At 72.0% G+C, this 17,003-nt stretch carries 19 protein-coding genes; 8 read left to right on the top strand and 11 right to left on the bottom strand.

Going from position 1 to position 17,003, the window contains the following annotated elements; genetic code table 11:
- Positions 1-215: 215 nt before the first annotated feature.
- On the bottom strand, positions 216-938 hold the full coding sequence (phbB, locus tag NJ376_RS15415) for an acetoacetyl-CoA reductase (protein ID WP_252954175.1): 723 nt from the start codon (positions 936-938) through the stop codon (positions 216-218).
- Between the two features lie 129 nt (positions 939-1,067).
- Complete coding sequence (locus NJ376_RS15410; protein WP_252954174.1) at positions 1,068-1,334, bottom strand: hypothetical protein; 267 nt, start codon at positions 1,332-1,334, stop codon at positions 1,068-1,070.
- A 118-nt stretch (positions 1,335-1,452) separates the two neighbouring features.
- Here NJ376_RS15410 and NJ376_RS15405 point away from each other — a divergent pair, with 118 nt between their 5' ends.
- Both NJ376_RS15405 and NJ376_RS15400 read left to right on the top strand, forming a co-directional pair.
- On the top strand, positions 1,453-2,187 hold the full coding sequence (locus NJ376_RS15405; protein ID WP_252954173.1) for an SDR family NAD(P)-dependent oxidoreductase: 735 nt from the start codon (positions 1,453-1,455) through the stop codon (positions 2,185-2,187).
- Positions 2,188-2,415: 228 nt separating this feature from the next.
- The gene (locus tag NJ376_RS15400) at positions 2,416-3,393 is read left to right on the top strand and encodes a Bug family tripartite tricarboxylate transporter substrate binding protein (protein ID WP_252954172.1); all 978 of its coding nucleotides are present in this window, start codon (positions 2,416-2,418) and stop codon (positions 3,391-3,393) included.
- A 31-nt stretch (positions 3,394-3,424) separates the two neighbouring features.
- On the opposite strand, the gene NJ376_RS15395 is transcribed toward NJ376_RS15400, so the two are convergent.
- Together NJ376_RS15395 and NJ376_RS15390 are read right to left on the bottom strand one after the other, a co-directional pair.
- Complete coding sequence (locus NJ376_RS15395; RefSeq protein ID WP_252954171.1) at positions 3,425-3,976, bottom strand: glycine zipper family protein; 552 nt, start codon at positions 3,974-3,976, stop codon at positions 3,425-3,427.
- A 140-nt stretch (positions 3,977-4,116) separates the two neighbouring features.
- Positions 4,117-5,211 carry a M20/M25/M40 family metallo-hydrolase gene (locus NJ376_RS15390; protein ID WP_252954170.1) on the bottom strand — a complete coding sequence of 365 codons (1,095 nt, stop codon included), beginning with the start codon at positions 5,209-5,211 and terminating at the stop codon, positions 4,117-4,119.
- A 45-nt stretch (positions 5,212-5,256) separates the two neighbouring features.
- Here NJ376_RS15390 and NJ376_RS15385 point away from each other — a divergent pair, with 45 nt between their 5' ends.
- The 3 genes from NJ376_RS15385 (at position 5,257) to NJ376_RS15375 (ending at position 9,060) form a co-directional block, all read left to right on the top strand.
- Complete coding sequence (locus NJ376_RS15385) at positions 5,257-6,384, top strand: threonine synthase (protein ID WP_252954169.1); 1,128 nt, start codon at positions 5,257-5,259, stop codon at positions 6,382-6,384.
- Complete coding sequence (locus NJ376_RS15380) at positions 6,381-7,472, top strand: alanine racemase (RefSeq protein WP_252954168.1); 1,092 nt, start codon at positions 6,381-6,383, stop codon at positions 7,470-7,472. Before NJ376_RS15385 ends, NJ376_RS15380 begins: the two co-directional genes overlap by 4 nt.
- A 283-nt stretch (positions 7,473-7,755) precedes the next feature.
- The gene (locus NJ376_RS15375; protein WP_370288298.1) at positions 7,756-9,060 is read left to right on the top strand and encodes a dicarboxylate/amino acid:cation symporter; all 1,305 of its coding nucleotides are present in this window, start codon (positions 7,756-7,758) and stop codon (positions 9,058-9,060) included.
- Positions 9,061-9,069: 9 nt separating this feature from the next.
- Here the strand turns inward: NJ376_RS15375 and NJ376_RS15370 are convergent, their stop codons facing one another.
- A complete protein-coding gene (locus tag NJ376_RS15370) occupies positions 9,070-9,483 on the bottom strand; it encodes a GFA family protein (RefSeq protein ID WP_252954167.1) in 414 nt (137 codons plus the stop codon).
- A gap of 223 nt (positions 9,484-9,706) precedes the next feature.
- Between NJ376_RS15370 and NJ376_RS15365 the strand changes: the two genes are divergently transcribed.
- From NJ376_RS15365 to NJ376_RS15355, 3 genes are read left to right on the top strand one after another with little or no spacing between them, the layout of a single operon-like run.
- Entirely contained in the window at positions 9,707-10,087 is a 381-nt protein-coding gene (locus NJ376_RS15365) for a RidA family protein (protein ID WP_252954166.1), read from the top strand.
- A gap of 4 nt (positions 10,088-10,091) precedes the next feature.
- Positions 10,092-10,505: a 4Fe-4S dicluster domain-containing protein gene (locus NJ376_RS15360; RefSeq protein ID WP_252954165.1), complete on the top strand. Its 414-nt coding sequence runs from the start codon at positions 10,092-10,094 to the stop codon at positions 10,503-10,505.
- Positions 10,506-10,563: 58 nt separating this feature from the next.
- Complete coding sequence (locus NJ376_RS15355) at positions 10,564-11,397, top strand: (Fe-S)-binding protein (protein WP_252954164.1); 834 nt, start codon at positions 10,564-10,566, stop codon at positions 11,395-11,397.
- 62 nt (positions 11,398-11,459) lie between these two features.
- Here NJ376_RS15355 and NJ376_RS15350 read toward each other — a convergent pair whose 3' ends face one another.
- The 6 genes from NJ376_RS15350 to infA all read right to left on the bottom strand — a co-directional run bounded on the left by NJ376_RS15350 (position 11,460) and on the right by infA (position 16,857).
- Positions 11,460-12,428 carry a Bug family tripartite tricarboxylate transporter substrate binding protein gene (locus NJ376_RS15350; protein ID WP_252954163.1) on the bottom strand — a complete coding sequence of 323 codons (969 nt, stop codon included), beginning with the start codon at positions 12,426-12,428 and terminating at the stop codon, positions 11,460-11,462.
- 159 nt (positions 12,429-12,587) lie between these two features.
- Positions 12,588-13,553 (bottom strand): Bug family tripartite tricarboxylate transporter substrate binding protein, encoded by a 966-nt coding sequence (locus NJ376_RS15345; protein WP_252954162.1) that lies wholly within the window; start codon positions 13,551-13,553, stop codon positions 12,588-12,590.
- A 57-nt stretch (positions 13,554-13,610) separates the two neighbouring features.
- Positions 13,611-15,011, bottom strand: a complete 1,401-nt coding sequence (locus NJ376_RS15340) for a hypothetical protein (RefSeq protein ID WP_252954161.1) — start codon at positions 15,009-15,011, stop codon at positions 13,611-13,613.
- Positions 15,012-15,085: 74 nt separating this feature from the next.
- The gene (locus NJ376_RS15335) at positions 15,086-15,439 is read right to left on the bottom strand and encodes a hypothetical protein (RefSeq protein ID WP_252954160.1); all 354 of its coding nucleotides are present in this window, start codon (positions 15,437-15,439) and stop codon (positions 15,086-15,088) included.
- Positions 15,440-16,047: 608 nt separating this feature from the next.
- Positions 16,048-16,626 (bottom strand): Maf family protein, encoded by a 579-nt coding sequence (locus NJ376_RS15330; RefSeq protein ID WP_252954159.1) that lies wholly within the window; start codon positions 16,624-16,626, stop codon positions 16,048-16,050.
- Between the two features lie 12 nt (positions 16,627-16,638).
- A complete protein-coding gene (gene infA / locus NJ376_RS15325; protein WP_111471402.1) occupies positions 16,639-16,857 on the bottom strand; it encodes a translation initiation factor IF-1 in 219 nt (72 codons plus the stop codon).
- Positions 16,858-17,003 lie beyond the last annotated feature (146 nt).

The following is a 17,003-nucleotide window of genomic DNA, read 5'->3' as shown; positions in this document are numbered from 1 at the left end:
ATGCTGGGCCGGGCCGGGCGGCGCAACCGCCGGCTGCAACCGCGCGCCCGCATCGCTGCCGCCGGGCGACCCCATGCCGGGCCGGCGAGCGCCCAACCGCAACCCCGCCGCCCGGTGCCTGAAGCGGCTTCGCCGCTCCAGGCTGTGCGAGGCTGCGATGGACGGAAGCGAATCCGGGGTCCCCACGGAGCTGCGGAGCAGCTTCGGGGGGAATGCTAGTACATATGCTGCCCGCCATTGATGGAGAGGGTGGAGCCGGTGATGAACTCGGCCTCGTCGGCGGTGAGGAAGACGACGCCGCGCGCGATGTCCTCCGCCCGGCCGAGCCGGCCGATCGGGATGCGGGCGACGATCTTCTCCAGCACTTCCGGCGGCACGGCGCGCACCATCTCCGTATCCACATAGCCGGGGGCGATGGCGTTCACGGTGATATGCGCCCGCGCCCCTTCCTGGGCCAGCGCCTTGGTGAAGCCATGGATGCCGGATTTCGCCGCGGCGTAATTCACCTGGCCATACTGCCCGGCCTGGCCGTTGATGCTGCCGATATTGACGATGCGGCCGAATTGCCGCGCCATCATCCCGTCCCAGACCAGCTTGCAGAGGTTGTAGCAGGAGCCGAGATTGGTATCGATGACGTCGTCCCACATCTGCCGCGACAGCCGCTTCATCGTGCCGTCGCGGGTGATGCCGGCATTGTTCACCAGGATCTCGATCGGCCCGTGCTCGGCCTCGATCTTCTGCACCGCGGCGGCGCATTGCTCGAAATCCGACACGTCGAATTTGATGCAGGGGATGCCCGTGCGCTCGGTGAAGGCGGCGGCCGCGGCATCGTTGCCGGCATAGCTGGCCACCACCTTTCGCCCGGCGGCCTTCAGGGCCTCGCTGATCGCAGCGCCGATGCCTCGCTGCCCGCCGGTGACCAATGCTACCCTCGACATGTTGCCTCTCCCTTGCTCGCAGCCCCGCGCCGGGCGGCGGCACCGGCCGGTGGGGCCAAATGAGCGCGGATCGCAGTGCAGCATCAAGCGCCTTCGCGCCGCGCACCTTGGCCTCGATCAAGCGCGGCTTCACCGCAGCGAGAGGATGTGAAGGACGACACTCTCGAGCGCCACCTCGTCCGGCCGGTGGCGCGGCCTGTCGGCCTGCGGCGCCTGCAGGAAGGCGCGCAGCGGCATCTCGGTGGAAGCGGGCCGGCGGCGAAGGGCGGCGTGGCGTCGCCCGGCACGCTGGCCGGATTCCGACTCGCAGGCCGACAACCGGCGCACCGATTCGCGGCCATGCCGCGCATGGGCCAGGCGCCCCTGCCGCGACGCGGCATCCCGCGGCCGCGCCATGCGGGGTGCAGCCGCAGGGCCACGGCGAGGATCCGCAGGGGAGCCATCCGGGCCCTCCTTGGCGGGATGCCGCCGGCTGGTCCATCCTGCACCCGAGTTCGGAAAGCGGGAGGGACGAATGGCGCGGTTCAGCGGCAAGGTGGTGCTGATCTCGGGCGGGGCGCGCGGCCAGGGGGCGGCGGAGGCGCGGCAGATCGTCGCCGAGGGCGGCCGGGTGGTGCTGGGCGACGTGCTGGAGGCCGAAGGCCAGGCCCTGGCCGCGGAGCTGGGCGCGGCCGCCCGCTTCCTGCGCCAGGACGTAACGAGGGCCGAGGACTGGGCGGCGGCGGTGGCGCTGGCGGAGCGGGAGTTCGGCGGGCTGCACGGCCTGGTGAACAACGCCGGCATCTACCGGCCGCTGCCCCTGATGCAGACCGATGCGGCGCATTGGGAGCGGCATTTCGAGGTGAACCAGCTCGGCTGCTTCCTCGGAATGCAGGCGGTGGTGCCGGTGATGGAGCGTGGCGGCGGCGGCTCCATCGTCAACATCTCCTCCACGGCCGGGCTGCGCGGCTCGCCGAATGCCATCGCCTATTCCTCCACCAAATGGGCGCTGCGCGGCATGACGAAGGCGGCGGCGGTGGATCTGGCGCCGAAGCAGATCCGGGTGAATTCCGTGCATCCTGGTCCGATCGACACGGAGATGGTGAAGGTCTGGAGCAACGAGCAGCGGACGAAGCGGCTGTCGCAGATCCCGCTGGGGCGCATGGGCACGGCGGAGGATGTGGCGCGGGTGGTGCTGTTCCTGCTCTCCGACGAGGCGGCCTATGTCACCGGCGCCGAGATCGCCGTGGATGGCGGGGCAAGCCTCTGATCCCCGCGGCGTCGCTGCGCGACGCCGCGGGGGCCCCGGTCAATCCCCATGACGCCGCTGCGCGGCGTCATGGGGCCCCTGGCGTCCCGTGATCTCGCGCAGCCGGCCACGGCGAAGCCGCGGCCGGCATCGGGTTCCCGCCCTGCGGGAAGGATGAGGTAGCGCGCCGGTTGCGCCCCCTGCCCCGCCGCCGCACTCTCCACACCGCCTCCCGACCGGAACCCTGCCATGCTCCTCCCCCGCCGCGCCCTGTTCGCCACGCCGCTGCTGGCCACGCCCTGCACCGTCACCCGGGCCCTCGCCCAGCCGGCACGGCCGGTGACGCTGGTGGTGCCCTATGCGGCGGGCGGCGGCACGGACATCACCGGGCGGGAATTCGCCCAGGTCTTCGCGCCGGAGCTGAACCAGACCGTGGTGGTGGACAATCGCGGCGGCGCTGCGGGGCATGTCGGCTCGGTCTCCGTCGCGCGGGCGCGGCCGGACGACACCACCCTGCTCTTCGCCGTCTCCACCAACATCGTGGTGAACCCGCATCTGCAGCGCGGCGACCGCATCGATCTCGCCACCGCCCTCGCGCCGGTGGCGCAGGTCTCCTCCTACCAATACCTGCTGGTCGTCCATCCGGACGTGCCGGCGCAGAACCTGGCGGAGCTGCTGGCCTTCATCCGCAGCCGGCCGGCGGGGGAGCTGACCTATTCCTCGGGCGGCGTCGGCAATGCCAACCATCTGGCCGGGCTGCTCTTCTCGGAAGCCGCGAAGGTGCAGATGGAGCATGTTCCCTATCGCGGCACCGCGCCGGCGCTGATGGATGTGGTGGCGGGGCGGGTGACGATGAATTTTTCCTCCCCGCCCCCCGCCATCCCGCTGGTGCGGGAGGGGAAGCTGCGCGCCATCGCCGTCACCGGGGAGAAGCGCATCGCCACCCTGCCGGATGTGCCGACCTTGACCGAGGCCGGGCTGCCCGGCGCCGTCATCACCGGCTGGCACGGCGTCTTCGCCCCGGCGGGGATGGAGCCGGCGCAGCTCGAGCGGCTCTCCGCCGCGGCGAAGCGCGCCGCCGCCACGGCGAAATTCCGCGAGCGGCTGGCGCATGACGGGCTGGAGCCGGCGCCGGAGCGGCCTCTGGCGGAATTCGCCGCCGCGGTGCGGCAGGAAAGCGATTTCTGGGCGCAGAAGGCGAAGGAGCTGGACCTGAAGCTGGAGTGAGCCGCGCCGGGGCAGCCCCGCCCGCCAGGACCTACCAGTAGCCGCGCCCGTACCCAACGCCGACCGAAACGCCGGAGGGCGCGTAGTACGGCGCCGCCGCCGGATAGCCATAGCCCACTGTGCCGACCGGCGCCTGGAGCTGGTTGCCGAGGCTCGCCATGCATTGCGCATAGGCGGTGTCGTAGCGCTGCTGCAGCGCACCGGCCGAGGACCGGGCATTGCCGCCGCCGACCAGCGAGCCGCCGACCAGCCCGGTGCCGGCGCCGATCGCCGCGCCCGCGCCGAAATTACCGGTGGCGGAGCCGATCAGCGCACCGGCCGCGGCACCGAGCGCGGTGCCGACCGCGGCGCTGCCGATCGCCGACTGATTCGCCGCCTGCGCCGGGTCGGCATTGCCGATGCTGGCGGAGGCGTAGTTGCGGCACTGCGCATCTTCGCCCTGGAAGACGGCAAGGTTCTTCCCGGCAGGGGGCATGGCCAGCACCTGCGGCCCGGTGGGCGGCGCCACGGTGCAGGCGGCGAGGCCCAGCGGCGCCAGCAGCGCGAGGCCGGCCAGGGAGCGAAGGGTGGGGGTACGGATCATGGCGTGTCGTCTTCTCATGGCTCGGAGGGGTGTCCGAGCGGGATTTTTCCTAACATGGGACACCCTTCCGCGTTTCGTCGGTCTCGTTACAAATGCTTGCGGCAAGTATGCGGCGACTTTCATCACTTGCCGGCGAGGCCTCACGCGCTGGCAAGGAGGCGGGCGAAGAGCGGCACCGCCGCCGTCAGCTCCGCCACAGCCACGCATTCCCGTGGCGTATGCGCCGTGGCGATGCTGCCGGGGCCGAGGATGACGCAGGGCGCCAGCGCTGAGAGCTCCGACGCATCGGTGCCATAAGGCGCGGTGCCGGCGGGCTGGCCGGAGAGCTCGCTCGCCAGGCGAATCAGCGGGTGCTCCGCCGGCAGTTCCGGTGGCGGGCCCTCCGCGCGCAGCGCCAGCTCCACCCCGGCGCGCTCGGCGGCGGCCTTCACCCGCTCCAGGATCGCCGCGGGCGGACGGGAATGGCTGGAGCGGTACTTGATCCGGCAGGTGGCGAGCGGGACGTTCACATTCACGGCCGTGCCGTGATTGCCGATGACCAAGTTGAAATCGGAGAAGGGCGGGTCGTAGGCGGGGTCCTGCCATTCCGGCGCGTGGCGCAGCGTCGCGTGGATCTCCCGCATCTCGGCCAGGAAGGGGATCAGCGCCCAATTGGCGTTCACCCCCTGGCCGGTGGAGGAATGCGCCTGCACCCCGCGCGCCGTCGCCGTGATGTTGACCGAGGAGCGGTGGCCGCGCACCGGCGCGAGGCCGGTCGGCTCCGCCACCACGATGCCCTTGAGGCCGAGGGAGCGGGCCAGCTCGCTGGCGGCGATGGCGCGGGCGCCGTCCTTCGTGGTTTCCTCGTCGGTGGTGATCAGCAGGGTGGCCGGCACGCCCTCCGGCACGCTCCGGGCGGCCAGGATGCAGGCCGCGACCGCCCCCTTCATGTCCACGCTGCCGAGACCGTGCAGCACGCCCTGGCCGTCGATCCGCGGGGTCCAGGGGTCCTCGGTCCAGCCGGTCTCCGGCACCGTGTCCATATGGCCGGAGAGGGCATAGCCGCCCTTCGGGCCGCGATGGGCGATCAGCGCCCGCTTCGCCACCCCGGCGGCATCCCGGTAGTCCAGCCGCTCGATCCCGAAGCCCGGCAGCTCGGCCTCGATCCGCTCGGCGATGGCGAGGTTGGAGACGGAGCTGCGGCTGTCGATGGCCACCAGCTCGGCGGTCAGGCGGGCGATATCGGTTTCGGTCATGGCAGAGCCTTGCCGGGCGGCATCGCAAAGGGCAAGTCTCGGCGCATGCTCGAGCCCCTTGCCTATCTCGACCCCCGCAGCGGTCGCACCTGGAAGCTGGACCCGCCCCGCTGGTGCGGGGACGCACAGGAGCCGCTGCTGCTGACCGAGCTGCCCGGCCTGACGCCGGAGCGGATCGACCGCGGCACGCGCAGCCTCTGGCGCTACCGCGGCGCCCTGCCGCCTTTGGCCGGCGAGCCGATCACCCTGGGCGAGGGCTGCACCCCGCTGGTGCCGCGGGAGGTGGCCGGCGCGACCGCGTTGCTGAAATGCGAATGGCTGATGCCGAGCGGCAGCTTCAAGGATCGCGGCGCCTCGGTCATGCTCTCCCTGCTGCGGGCCCAGGGGGTGCAGGCGGTGCTGGAGGACAGCTCCGGCAATGGCGGCGCCGCCATCGCCACCTATGCGGCGGCGGGCGGGATGCGGGCGAAGATCATGGTTCCCGCCAGCACCTCCCCGACCAAGACGGTGCAGAACCGCGCCGCGGGGGCGGAGATCGAGCTGGTCCCGGGCAGCCGTCAGGACTGCGCCGATGCCGCGCTGCGGGAGAGCGCCAACATCTTCTACGCCTCCCACAACTGGCACCCCTTCTTCCTGCAGGGCACCAAGACGCTGGCCTATGAGCTGTGGGAGGATCTGGGCTTCCAGGCGCCGGACAACGTCATCGTGCCCTGCGGCGCCGGCTCCAACGTCCTCGGCTGCGGCATCGGCTTCCATGAGCTGCTGGCGGCCGGGCAGATCGGCCGCATGCCGCGCATCTTCGCCGCCCAGCCGGCGCATTGCGCGCCCATCGCGCGGGCATTCCTGGGGCTGGAGCCGGTGGCGCCGCAACCGACCCTGGCGGAGGGCACGGCCATCGCCCAGCCGCTGCGCATGGCGGAATGCCTCGGCGTGCTGCGGCAGAGCCTGGGCGGGGCGGTGATGCTCTCTGAGGCCGAGATTGCCGGCGCGACGCGCGACCTGGCGCTGAGCGGCATCTATGTGGAGCCGACCAGCGCCCAGGCGGCGGCGGCCTTCGCCAAGCTGCTGCAGGCCGGGACCATCAACCCGGAGGAGAAGACGGTGGTGGTGCTGACCGGAAGCGGGCTGAAGGCCACGCCCCGCATCGCCGAGCTGATGGGAATGGCGCTGTGACGCTGGACGATTTGCCGACGCCCTGCCTGATCCTCGACCTCGGCATCCTGAAGCGCAACCTGGCGGCGATGCAGGCCGCCATCGCGCGCCATCCCGGCTTGGTGCTGCGGCCGCACCTGAAGACGGCCAAGAGCATCGAGGTGGCGAAGCTGGCGGCGCCGGGCTGTGGCCCCGTCACCGTCAGCACGCTGGCGGAGGCCCGCTACTTCGCCGCCGGCGGCTGGCGGGACCAGATCTATGCCGTCGGCATCACGCCGCAAAAGCTGGATGCGGTGGCGGCGATCGCGGCCGAGGTGAAGCTCATCACCGACGATCTCGACGTCGCCCGCGCCATCGCCGCGCATCCGGCGAAGCTGCGCGCCCTGATCGAGGTGGATGTCGGCGAGGGCCGCGGCGGCATCCCGCCGGACAGCCCCCTGCTGCCGGAGATCGCCGCGGCGCTCGGGCCGAAGCTGGCCGGCGTCATCAGCCATTCCGGCCATTCCTACGCCGGGCGCAGCGAGGCCGACATGGCCCGCATCGCGGAGGAGGAGCGGGCCGGCATCACCCTGGCCGCCGCGCGGCTGCGGCAAGCGGGGCATGAGGTGGGGATCGTCTCCCTCGGCTCCTCCCCCACCGCGCTGCATGCCCGCAGCATGGAGGGGGTCACCGAGGTGCGGGCCGGGGTCTACATGTTCGGCGACCTGTTCCAGGCCCAGCTCGGCACCCATGGGCTGGAGGACATTGCGGTGACGGTGCTCGGCGCCGTCATCGGCCGCAGCGCTTCGCGCAACACGCTGCTGCTGGATGCCGGGGCGCTGGCGCTTTCGAAGGACCGCAGCACGGAAGCGGCGCCGAAGGATTGGGGCTTCGGCCGCGTCCTGGACCTGTATGGCAAGCCCCTGCCGGGCGAGGCCTGGATCGCCCGCGCCTACCAGGAGCATGGCGAGGTCCGCGCCCACGCGCCGCTGCCCATGCTGCCGGTGGGGGCGAAGCTGCGGGTCGCGCCCAACCACACCTGCCTCACCGCCGCGGCGCATGACCGCTACCATGTGGTGGATGGCGGGCGGGAGGTGATCGCGGTCTGGGACCGGGTGAATTACTGGTAGCCCGGGCGTCCCTCCGCTCCCCCGCAAGGGACATGGGCTGCGGAAGGCCGGCGCGATCCGGACCTTCCGGGGCGGCAGGGAGCAGACGTCTTCGGCACCATCCCCCGCCGCTGTATGACATCGCCCGGCTGGCTCTCCCGCTCCGGAAAGCGTAGTACCTGAAGCGGCTTATCGCCGGGCCGGCGGACCACGACATGATCCTTGACGCGGAGCCGCTCCGGGCTGCCGTCTTTCTACCGGCCCGGCTCAGCCGCCCGGCCGCCCCTGTTGTGGGAGCGATGCGATGATCCGGCGCTGGCTGTCCCTGCTCTATGTCCAGGTGCTGATCGCCATCGTCATCGGCGTCGCCGTCGGCGTGTTCTGGCCGCAGGCCGGGGCGGCGCTGAAGCCGCTCGGCGATGGCTTCATCAAGCTCATCAAGATGGTCATCGCGCCGGTGGTGTTCTTCACCGTGGTGCATGGCATCGCCAGCGTGCGGGATGCTGGGAAGGTCGGCCGCGTGGGCGTGAAGGCGCTGGTCTATTTCGAGCTGGTCTCCACCTTCGCCCTGTTCATCGGCCTCGGCGTCGCCAAGCTGTTCCGGACCGGCAGCGGCTTCAACATCGACCCCGGCCAGCTCGATGCCAGCGCGGTGCAGTCTTACACCCAGCGGGCGCATTCAGAGAGCGTGGTGGGCCACCTGATGGCGATCATCCCGGACAGCTTCCTCGGCGCCTTCGCCACCGGCGACCTGCTGCAGGTGCTGCTGCTGGCGGTGCTGACCGGCTTCGCCATCAACGCCCTGCCGGAGAAGCTGCGGCTCGCTGCCAGCCAGGCGGTGGACGGGCTCTCCGCCATCTTCTTCGGGGTGGTGGGCATCGTGGTGAAGGCGGCGCCCATCGGTGCCTTCGGCGCCATGGCCTTCACCATCGGCGCCTATGGCGTCGGCTCCCTGCTGCAGCTCGGGGAGCTGGTGGCGACCTTCTACCTCACCTCCATCCTCTTCGTGCTGCTCGTGCTGGGCAGCATCGCCCGCTTCTGCGGCTTCTCCATCCTCCGCTTCGTCGCCTATATCCGGGAGGAGCTGCTGATCGTCCTCGGCACCTCCTCCTCGGAATCCGTGCTGCCGCAAGTGATGCGCAAGCTGGAACGGCTGGGCTGCGCGCCGCAGGTGGTGGGGCTGACGGTGCCGCTGGGCTACAGCTTCAACCTGGACGGCACCAACATCTACATGACCCTGGCGACGATGTTCCTGGCCTATGCCACGAACACGCCGCTGACCCTGGGGCAGGAGCTGACCATCCTGCTGGTCGCCATGCTCACCTCGAAGGGCGCCTCCGGCGTGACGGGCGCGGGCTTCGTGACCCTGGCGGCGACGCTTTCCGTCATCCCGGACATCCCGATCACCGCGCTCGCCGTCCTGGTCGGCATCGACAAATTCATGAGCGAGTGCCGGGCGCTGACCAACCTGGTGGGCAATGGCGTGGCCTGCGTGGCGGTCAGCCGCTGGGAGGGCGCGCTCGACACGGCGCGGCTGCAGGCGGAGCTGGCGCGCGGCCCGGATGCGCCGCCCCTGGCCGAAGCGGCGCGAGCCCGGGCCGCGGAGTGAGGCGGGCGCTCAGCCATCGCCCTGGGACCGGCTGGGGCGCCGCTCGGGATAGACCGTCAGCCCATCCGCCAGGCTGACCCAGCCGATGCGATAGGCGGCGCGGGTATGGTCCTGCGGCGGCACCGCGTCCGGGTCATCCAGGCTGGCGGTGGTGATGTCGATCTCCGCCGCATGCGCCGCGCTCTCGAAGGTGAGGGACGTGCCGCAACGCGGGCAGAAGGTCCGGACCACGCCGGGGCTGGAGGCGTAGCGGGCAGGCGTGCCGGCCACCAGCCGGTAGTCCTCCCGCTTTACCGAGAACCAGGCGACCACCGGCGCGCCCGCGGCAAGCCGGCACATGCGGCAATGGCAGAGGGTGGGGTGGAAGGGCGTGCCATGCGCCTCATACCTGATTTCGCCGCAGAGGCAGCCGCCGGTGAGCATGTGCGTCTCCTGGCCCCAGGGCGGGATCGGCCGGGCTCGCCCGCCCTTCCCGCTCGGGTTCATTGCTTGGCCGCGCGATTCGCGGTTTCGGCCGAGCCGGCCCCAGCCGATCACGCGCCTGGGCGGGCATCATCGCCGCTGCCGACCGGGCTGCGTCAAGCGCGGCGGCTTGCGGCCGGGCGCCGGAATGGGCGAGGCTGGCCTTCCGAGGAGATTGCTGCCCATGCCGCCGACGCCCCTGTTCCCGCCTGCCCGCGTGGTGCCGCTCGGCGGCGGGGCGAAGCTGATCTTCTGCTCCGGCGTCACCGCCCGCGGCAGCCAGGCCGCCGGTCGCTCCGTGCAGGAACAGGCGCGGGAATGCCTGAACCGGATCGAGCGCGCCCTGGGCGCGGAAGGGGCGCGGCTGGACCATCTGCTGAAGATCACCACCTGGCTGTCCGACATGCGGCATTACGAGGGCTTCAACGAGATCCGCCGCGCCGCCTTCGCCGGCATGGCGACGCCGCCGGCCAGCACCTGCGTCGGCGGGGCGCAATTCACCTCCACCGATGTCTGCATCGAGATCGAGGCGATCGCGGTGCTGCCGGGGCCCCAGGGGACATGAGCGCATGAGCACGGGCCTCGCCGAGCGGATCCGGGCGGAATCGGCGCGGCTGGCGGCGCTCTGCGTGGCCTGCGGCGAATGCGTCCGAGCCTGCCCGATGACGGCCTATGCGGCCGGGGTGGAGGCGGCGGCGCCGAATGCGGTGGCGGCCGGGATGCGGGACGTGCTGCAGGATGGGGAGGGTACGCCCGAGGCCCGCGCCTGGATCGCCGCCTGCACCCGCAGCGGCGTCTGCAGCCCGGCCTGCCCGGAGGGGCTGGACGCCGCCTTCATGCTGCGCCTGGCGCAGTGGCGGGCCAAGGGCGCCCTCGGCACCCCGCCGCTGATCCCGGTGAAGGAGGACACGCAGTATTCGCCGAAGGTGAAGGCCTTCGCCCGGCTGACCCTGACGGAGGAGGAGCAGGCGAAATGGCTCTGACAGCTCCCCTCGCCCCCGCTTCGGGACAGCAGGCCGCGACCGTGACCGGGAGGGTGCCATGACGGAGAACGCCGCCATCTTCTGGTATGGCTGCAACATGACGCGGCATGGCGAGGTGATCCGTGCCACCACGCGCTTCCTCGAAGCCGTGGGCGTCGTCGCGGAGCCCTCCGGCGGCCCCGCCCATTGCTGCGGCAGCCCGAAGGATGCCAGCGCGCGCATCAATGAGGGCATGGCCCGGCGCACCATCCAGGGCTTCAACCAGCGCGGGGCGGCGCAGGTCGTCACCTGGTGCCCCTCCTGCCACATGAACATGCAGGACAGCATGGCGCCGGTGACGCCGACCAATTTCGAGACGGTGCACGTCACCGAGGTGCTGCACGCACGCCAGGAGAAGCTGCGGCCGCTGCTGGCCCGCGCCGTGCCGCGCCGCGTGCTGCTGCACCAGCATCTGGGCTTCAACGGCCGCGTGCCGGTGAACAGCCTGGTGGCGGACCTGCTGCGGCTGATCCCGGGGCTGGAGCTGGTGGAGCACCCCTATCGCTCGCCGGGGCATATGTGCTCCTCCCTCGCCGGCGTGCCGGGCGCGCTGGCGGATGCGCAGCGCGCGACGCTGGCCGCCATGGCGGAGACGGGCGCCGACACGCTCTGCACCATCTTCCATTCCTGCCACCGGGACGCGGTTTCGCTGGAACGCCGCGGCATCCGGGTGGCGAACTGGATCCACCTGCTGGCGGAAAGCGCCGGCTGGCCGGCCGAGGACGAGTACAAGGCCTGGCGCAACGCCGCGGATGCCGGCGCCGCCATCGGCGCCGAGCGCATGGAGGCGGCAGGCAGCGTCGCGGTGGAGAAGCTGGTGCTGCCGGAACTGGCCAAGCCGCCGGTGGTCTGACGCCGCCCGCTGCCATCCGCGAGTTCGCCGCGGATGGCCCTGCGGAGCCTCCGCCCTCGGGACTACCCCTCGACCGTCAGGTTCAGCCGCTCCGCGATCTCGGTCCATTCGCGGAGGTTGCGCGCGATCTGGGCACGGAAGGTGGCCGGGTCCTGGTAGCTCGGGACCGTATCCACCGCCAGCAGGCGCCGATGCGTCTCCGGCTTCGCCGCCGCCACCCGGAAGGCCTCGGTCAGCCGGTCGAGGATCAGCTGCGGCGTGCGGGCGGGGGCCAGCAGGCCGGAGAAGCCGCTGAAGGAGAAGCGCTGGGAAAAGCCCAGCTCCTTCAGCAGCGGCACCTCGCCCAGCGCCGGGATGCGACGATCCCCGGCCGTGGCCAGCGGGCGGACGCGGCCGGCCTTCATCATCTCCCCGGCCGCGGCCATGGAATGGAAGCCGCCATGGATGGCGCCGGCCAGGATGTCCTGCAGCATCGGCGTCTCGCCGCGATAGGCGACATGCTCCATCTTCAGCCCCGCCTCCTCCGCCAGCAGCAGGGCGAAGGCATGGCCGGTGGAGCCCGGGGCGTAGGAGCCGAAGGACAGGTCCTGCCCCTTGGCCCAGGCGGCGAAGGCGGGCCAGGTGGTGATTTCCGCCGGCACCCGCGGCCCGACGACGAAGGTGATGGAGGTGGTGCCGAGCCGCCCGATCGGCGCGAAATCGTTCACCGGATCATAGGGGAAGCGGCGCATCACCACCGGCGACTGGATGTGCGTCGTGATGGTGAAAAGCAGGGTGTAGCCGTCCGGCGTCGCCTTCGCCGCCGCCTCGGTGCCCACCATGCCGCCGGCGCCGCCCCGGTTCTCGATGACGATGGGCTGGCCCAGCTCCGGCTGCATCCCCTCGGAGGCGATGCGGGCCCAGGTATCCGTCCCGCCGCCTGGCGGGAAGGGCACGATGAAGCGGATGGGGCGGTCGGGGTAGCTGCCCTGGGCCCGGGCCAGGGCGGGGATGGCGAGGGCGGTGAATGCCAGAAGCCGGCGACGTTGCATGCGGTTTCCTTCCCGTTTGGGCCCGGTTGGCGGGCCGGCCCGCTGCGGAGCCTGGCGCTTCGAGCGGGAGTGGCTGAGCTACGCTCACCCATCCCGCTCCAGCTTGTTGTTTGACCCGGTGATTCACGGCTTCGGCCGACCGATCTCGCCCGGTCGCGCTCAGCCTTCCACGGAAAGCCCCATGCGGTCCACCAGGGCCGACCAGAAGCGCATGTAGCTCGCCACATCCTCGCGGAAGGCGTCGGGCGGCAGGTACTGGGCGATGGTGTCCATCTCCCGCAGGCGCTGCAGCACCTCCGGCCGCGTCATGGCGTGGCGGAAGGCCTCCGCCAGCCTGGCATGGATGGCGGGCGGCACGCCGCGCGGGGCGAAGGTGCCGACGAAGCCGTTCTGGCCGAAATCCTCCTCCCGGTAGCCGAGGGAGAGGAAGGTCGGCACCTGCGGCAGGCTGGGGATGCCGTCCCGCCCCAGCGTCGCCAGCGGACGGACGCGGCCGGCGCGGATATGGTCGCCAGAGCCGGTCATGGAATGGAAGGCGCAGTCGATCCGGCCGCCCAGCACGTCCTGCAGCATCGGCGCCTCCCCACGGTAATGCACCGGGACCATGTCCAGCTTCTCGGTGTCCGAGAAGAGCTGGGCGAAGGCATGGCCGGAGGAGCCCGGGGAGTAGGTGCCGTAGGACAGCTGGCGGCTGCGCGCATAGGCGAGGAATTCGGGCAGGGTGCGGACCGGGATGTCGCCGCGCACGCAGAAGGGCAGCGGCGTGGTGCCCATCTTGCCGAGGAAGGCGAAATCCTCGAGCGGCTGGTAGGGCCAGCGGCGCAGCACCACCGGCGTCTGCACGAAGCTGGCGATGTGGAAGAGGATGGTGTGGCCGTCCGGCGCGGCGTTCTTCACCGCCTCCGTCCCGATCATGCCGCCGGCGCCGGCGCGGTTCTCGATGACCACGGGCTGTTCGAGGAAGGCGCCCATGGGCTCCGCCACCAGCCGGGCCCAGATATCGGTGGCGCCGCCGGGGGGCAGCGACACGATCATGCGGATGGGGCGGCTGGGGAAGCCCCCCTGGGCGAGCGCCGGGCTGGCGAGCAGGGCAGTCGCGAGCAGGGACAGCGAACGACGGCGCATGGGCGTGAATCCTCCCGACCTGAATCTTTGCCGGAAGGCTAGCCTGTGCCGGCCGCGCTACTCCACCCCCAGCTCCTCGCCGCAGAGCTCGCGCCCCTCCAGCCGCATCTCATGCCCATCGGCGAAGACCGCCACCAGATCGGCGCGGCAGGTCGTCGTCGCCAGCTCCGCCTGCTCGCCCGGCGCCAGCTCCGTGCCCAGCCGGTTCGGCCCGCGCTCCGTGCCCGGCGCATCGGCATAGACCGCCACCACCGGCACCGTGCCGGCATTCCGCAGCCGGAAGCCGCTGCCGGCCGGGGCTGCCCCCGGCGCCGCCTCCCCGCCCTCCAGCGTCTCCGCCGCCGTCCAGCCCGGGCGCAGCGCGATCACCGGGGTGGCGCAGATATCCACCTCCCGCCGCTCCTCCGCCGCGCGGTTGTCGAAGACGAGGCGGAGATCCGCCTGGCAGCCGCCTTCATACGCCACCACCTGGCTCTCGCCGGGCGGCAGAACCCGCTCACCCAGCCGGTCCTCGCCCCACTCATCATCCTCGGTCGGGCTGAGATAGAGCTGCTCGATCGCCCGCGGCATCAGGTTGCGCAGCGTCACCCGCCGCGCCTCGCCGGCCGGCGCCTGGCCGAAGGCGAAGGGCCCGCCGGCGCAGAGATCCACCCCTTCCTGCACCACCTCCTGGTCGTTCTCGAACACCGCGCGCAGGTCGAAGCGGCATTCCTGCGCCCGGACGCGCAGGGTGAACCCCTCCTGCGGCGATATGATCGAGGTGCCCAGCCGGTCCGGCCCCCAGCCGGTGGCGCCGACCCGCCGCGCATACAGCTCCCGGATCGTGCGGCGGCCGCGATTCTCCACCTGCGCCTCCCGCACCGGCAGGCTCGGATCGCCGAAGGCGAGGCGCGGCGTGCGACAGAGATCGACGCCGCGCCGCACCTCCTCCGTCTCGTCGGTGAACACCGCCTGCATGTCGAAGACGCATTCGGAGCCGCGCAGCCGCAGCCGGTAGCGCTCCCCGGGGGAGACTGTGGAGCTGCCGAGGCGGTCCCGCCCCCGCTCCCCGCTGCCAGGACGGCCGAGATAGAGCTCCCGCAGCTCCTGGTCGGCGTCGTTCGCCACCTCCACCTCGCGGCGGGGGCCGGTCTCGGCCAGTCGGATGCGCGGGCTCTGGCAAAGGTTGACGTGGCGGCGCAGCTCCTCGCCATCCTCCAGCACGGCGCGCAGCTCCCAGCGGCAGGCCCGCACCCCGGCCAGCGGCACGCGGAAGGCGGCGCGCGGCGGCAGCACATTGGCGCCGAGCCGGTCCGCCCCCTCCGCTTGGCCGGGCTGGAAGAGGTAGAGCTCGTAGAGCGCCTGATCCGTCTCGTTGGCGATGGTCGCCTCGCGCGGCGGCTGCGGCGGCGGGGCCTGCTGCGCCTGCGCCACGGCGGAGCACGCCAGCAGCAGGGACAGGATCAGGGGCAGGCGCATGCAGGACTCCTCCGCGAGGCGCCGGAGGATGCCGGGGCGCTCCCCCGGCTTGCAAGATGTCGTTGCGGCCGTGGTCAGCGCGGCGGGCTTTCGCCGAGGTCCCACCAGATGCCGGCCATCAGCCCGAGCCCCTCGCGCAGCAGCGGCGCCAGGGCGTGCTCATCCGGCCCGTGCTGGTTGCAGCCGGGATAGGAGTTCGGAATCCAGATGCAGGGCGCGCCGAGGATCTTCAGGAAGAGGTCGGAGGGCGAGGAGCCGGAGGAATTGGGCACGATGTTCGGCGCCCGGTTGGTGCTGCGCTGCATGGACCGCGCCACCGCCTTCACCCAGGAATCGTCCGGGTCGGTGCGGCTGGCGGGGAAGAAGCGGGCATGGCGGGGTCCCTTGCGGCGGGCGGCCATGCTGCGGGGCAGGCGGGGCGCGGTCAACGCGGGGCCGGGCGGCGGCCGGCACGAAGGCGCCTGCGCGGGCTTCGGCGCCGGCAGGCTGGGCGCGGCCTGCTTCCGCGCCTCCGCGCCATGTCCTTCGCGTGATGCCGCCCACCAACCCCTCGCGCTGGGCGGAGATACGCGCCAGCGGGCCGCTGAAGCGGCGAGATGCGCAGTGCCCGGCACGCCCTGCACCAGGGAGGGGCAGGCCTGTCCTCGGGCCGGCATCACGTGGGCCGCCGGTGCTTGGCGGCACGACGAGTACCCCCGGCGCCGGCGCGACCGGCGGGCGCGGGGCGAGGTGCATCGCGATGAAGGCCTGAGGGCCGGGACGGCATCGGCAGTGCCGTATCCGGAGGCGCATGCGCGCAGCCTGCCGGGCGAGCCGTGACGGAAACGGAAAAGCAGTGGGACAGGACGGGCGGGGCCGAGCAGCGCCGCCGGGCGGGCGCGGGTGCCGTCCGGCCTCTCATACCGGCCGCATGACATGCTGGCCCTTGCCGGCCCAGAGGCACGCAGCCAGCATTTCCTGAGTTCGGCACGCCGCCGGCACACCAGCCCTGCGCGCAACGCCCGGCCTGGAAAGTCAGGATCTTCCTAGCCGGGCATCAGGGCCGCAGCCACCCCACGCCCCGCAGCAATTGCGCCGTCTCGAAGAGCGGCAGCCCCACCACGTTGGAATGCGAGCCGCCCAGGTGGCGCACCCAGGCCTCGGCCGATTTCTGGATCTGGTAGCCTCCGGCCACCCCCTGCCATTCCTCGCCGGCGAGGTATGCCGCCATCTGCGCCTCGGTCAGGCGCTGAAAGGCGAGGATGGTGTCCACCAGCCGCTGCCGCAGCCGCCCATCGGGCGTCACCAGCGCCACCCCGGTATAGACATGGTGCCGCCGGCCGGAGAGGAGTTCGAGGAAGCGCCGCGCCTCCGCCGCATCCGCCGGCTTGCCGAGGATGCGCCGCCCCACCCCCACCACCGTGTCGGCGGCCAGCACCAGCGCCCCCGGCGCCTGGGCCGCCACGGCGCGCGCCTTCGCCGCCGCCAGCCTGGCGGCCAGCAGGCGCGGCAGCTCCGCCTTCCCTGGGGTCTCGTCGATGTCGGCCGGCAGCACGCGGTCGGGCACCACGCCGATCCGCGCCAGCAGCTCCAGCCGCCGCGGGCTGGCGGAGGCCAGCACCAGGGGCGGCCGCATGAGGTTCAAGCCCTACTTGAACCGGAAGGTGATGCGCCCCTTGGTCAGGTCGTAGGGCGTCATCTCCACATTCACCCGGTCCCCGGCCAGGACGCGGATGCGGTTCTTGCGCATCTTCCCGCTGGTATGGGCCAGGACCATGTGCTCGTTGTCGAGCTTCACCCGGAACATCGCGTTGGGCAGCAACTCCACCACGGTACCGCTGAACTCGATCATATCCTCTTTGGACATCCGAAACCCTTCTGCGCCGCGCCGCGTCAAGCCGCCCGCGGGGGCTGGGGCGGGGCGCGGAATGCCGTAAACGGCCCGGGGCTGACGCCCGCCGGGCGAGCCTCAGCGGCGCCAGCGGCGCATGGGGTCACGAAGCGGGAAGGCCA

Source organism: Siccirubricoccus soli, from assembly GCF_024178315.1.
In the GTDB taxonomy this organism is placed as follows: domain Bacteria; phylum Pseudomonadota; class Alphaproteobacteria; order Acetobacterales; family Acetobacteraceae; genus Siccirubricoccus; species Siccirubricoccus soli.
The sequence above is the reverse complement of the archived record's forward strand: the minus strand, read 5'-3'. Positions and strand labels throughout refer to the sequence as shown.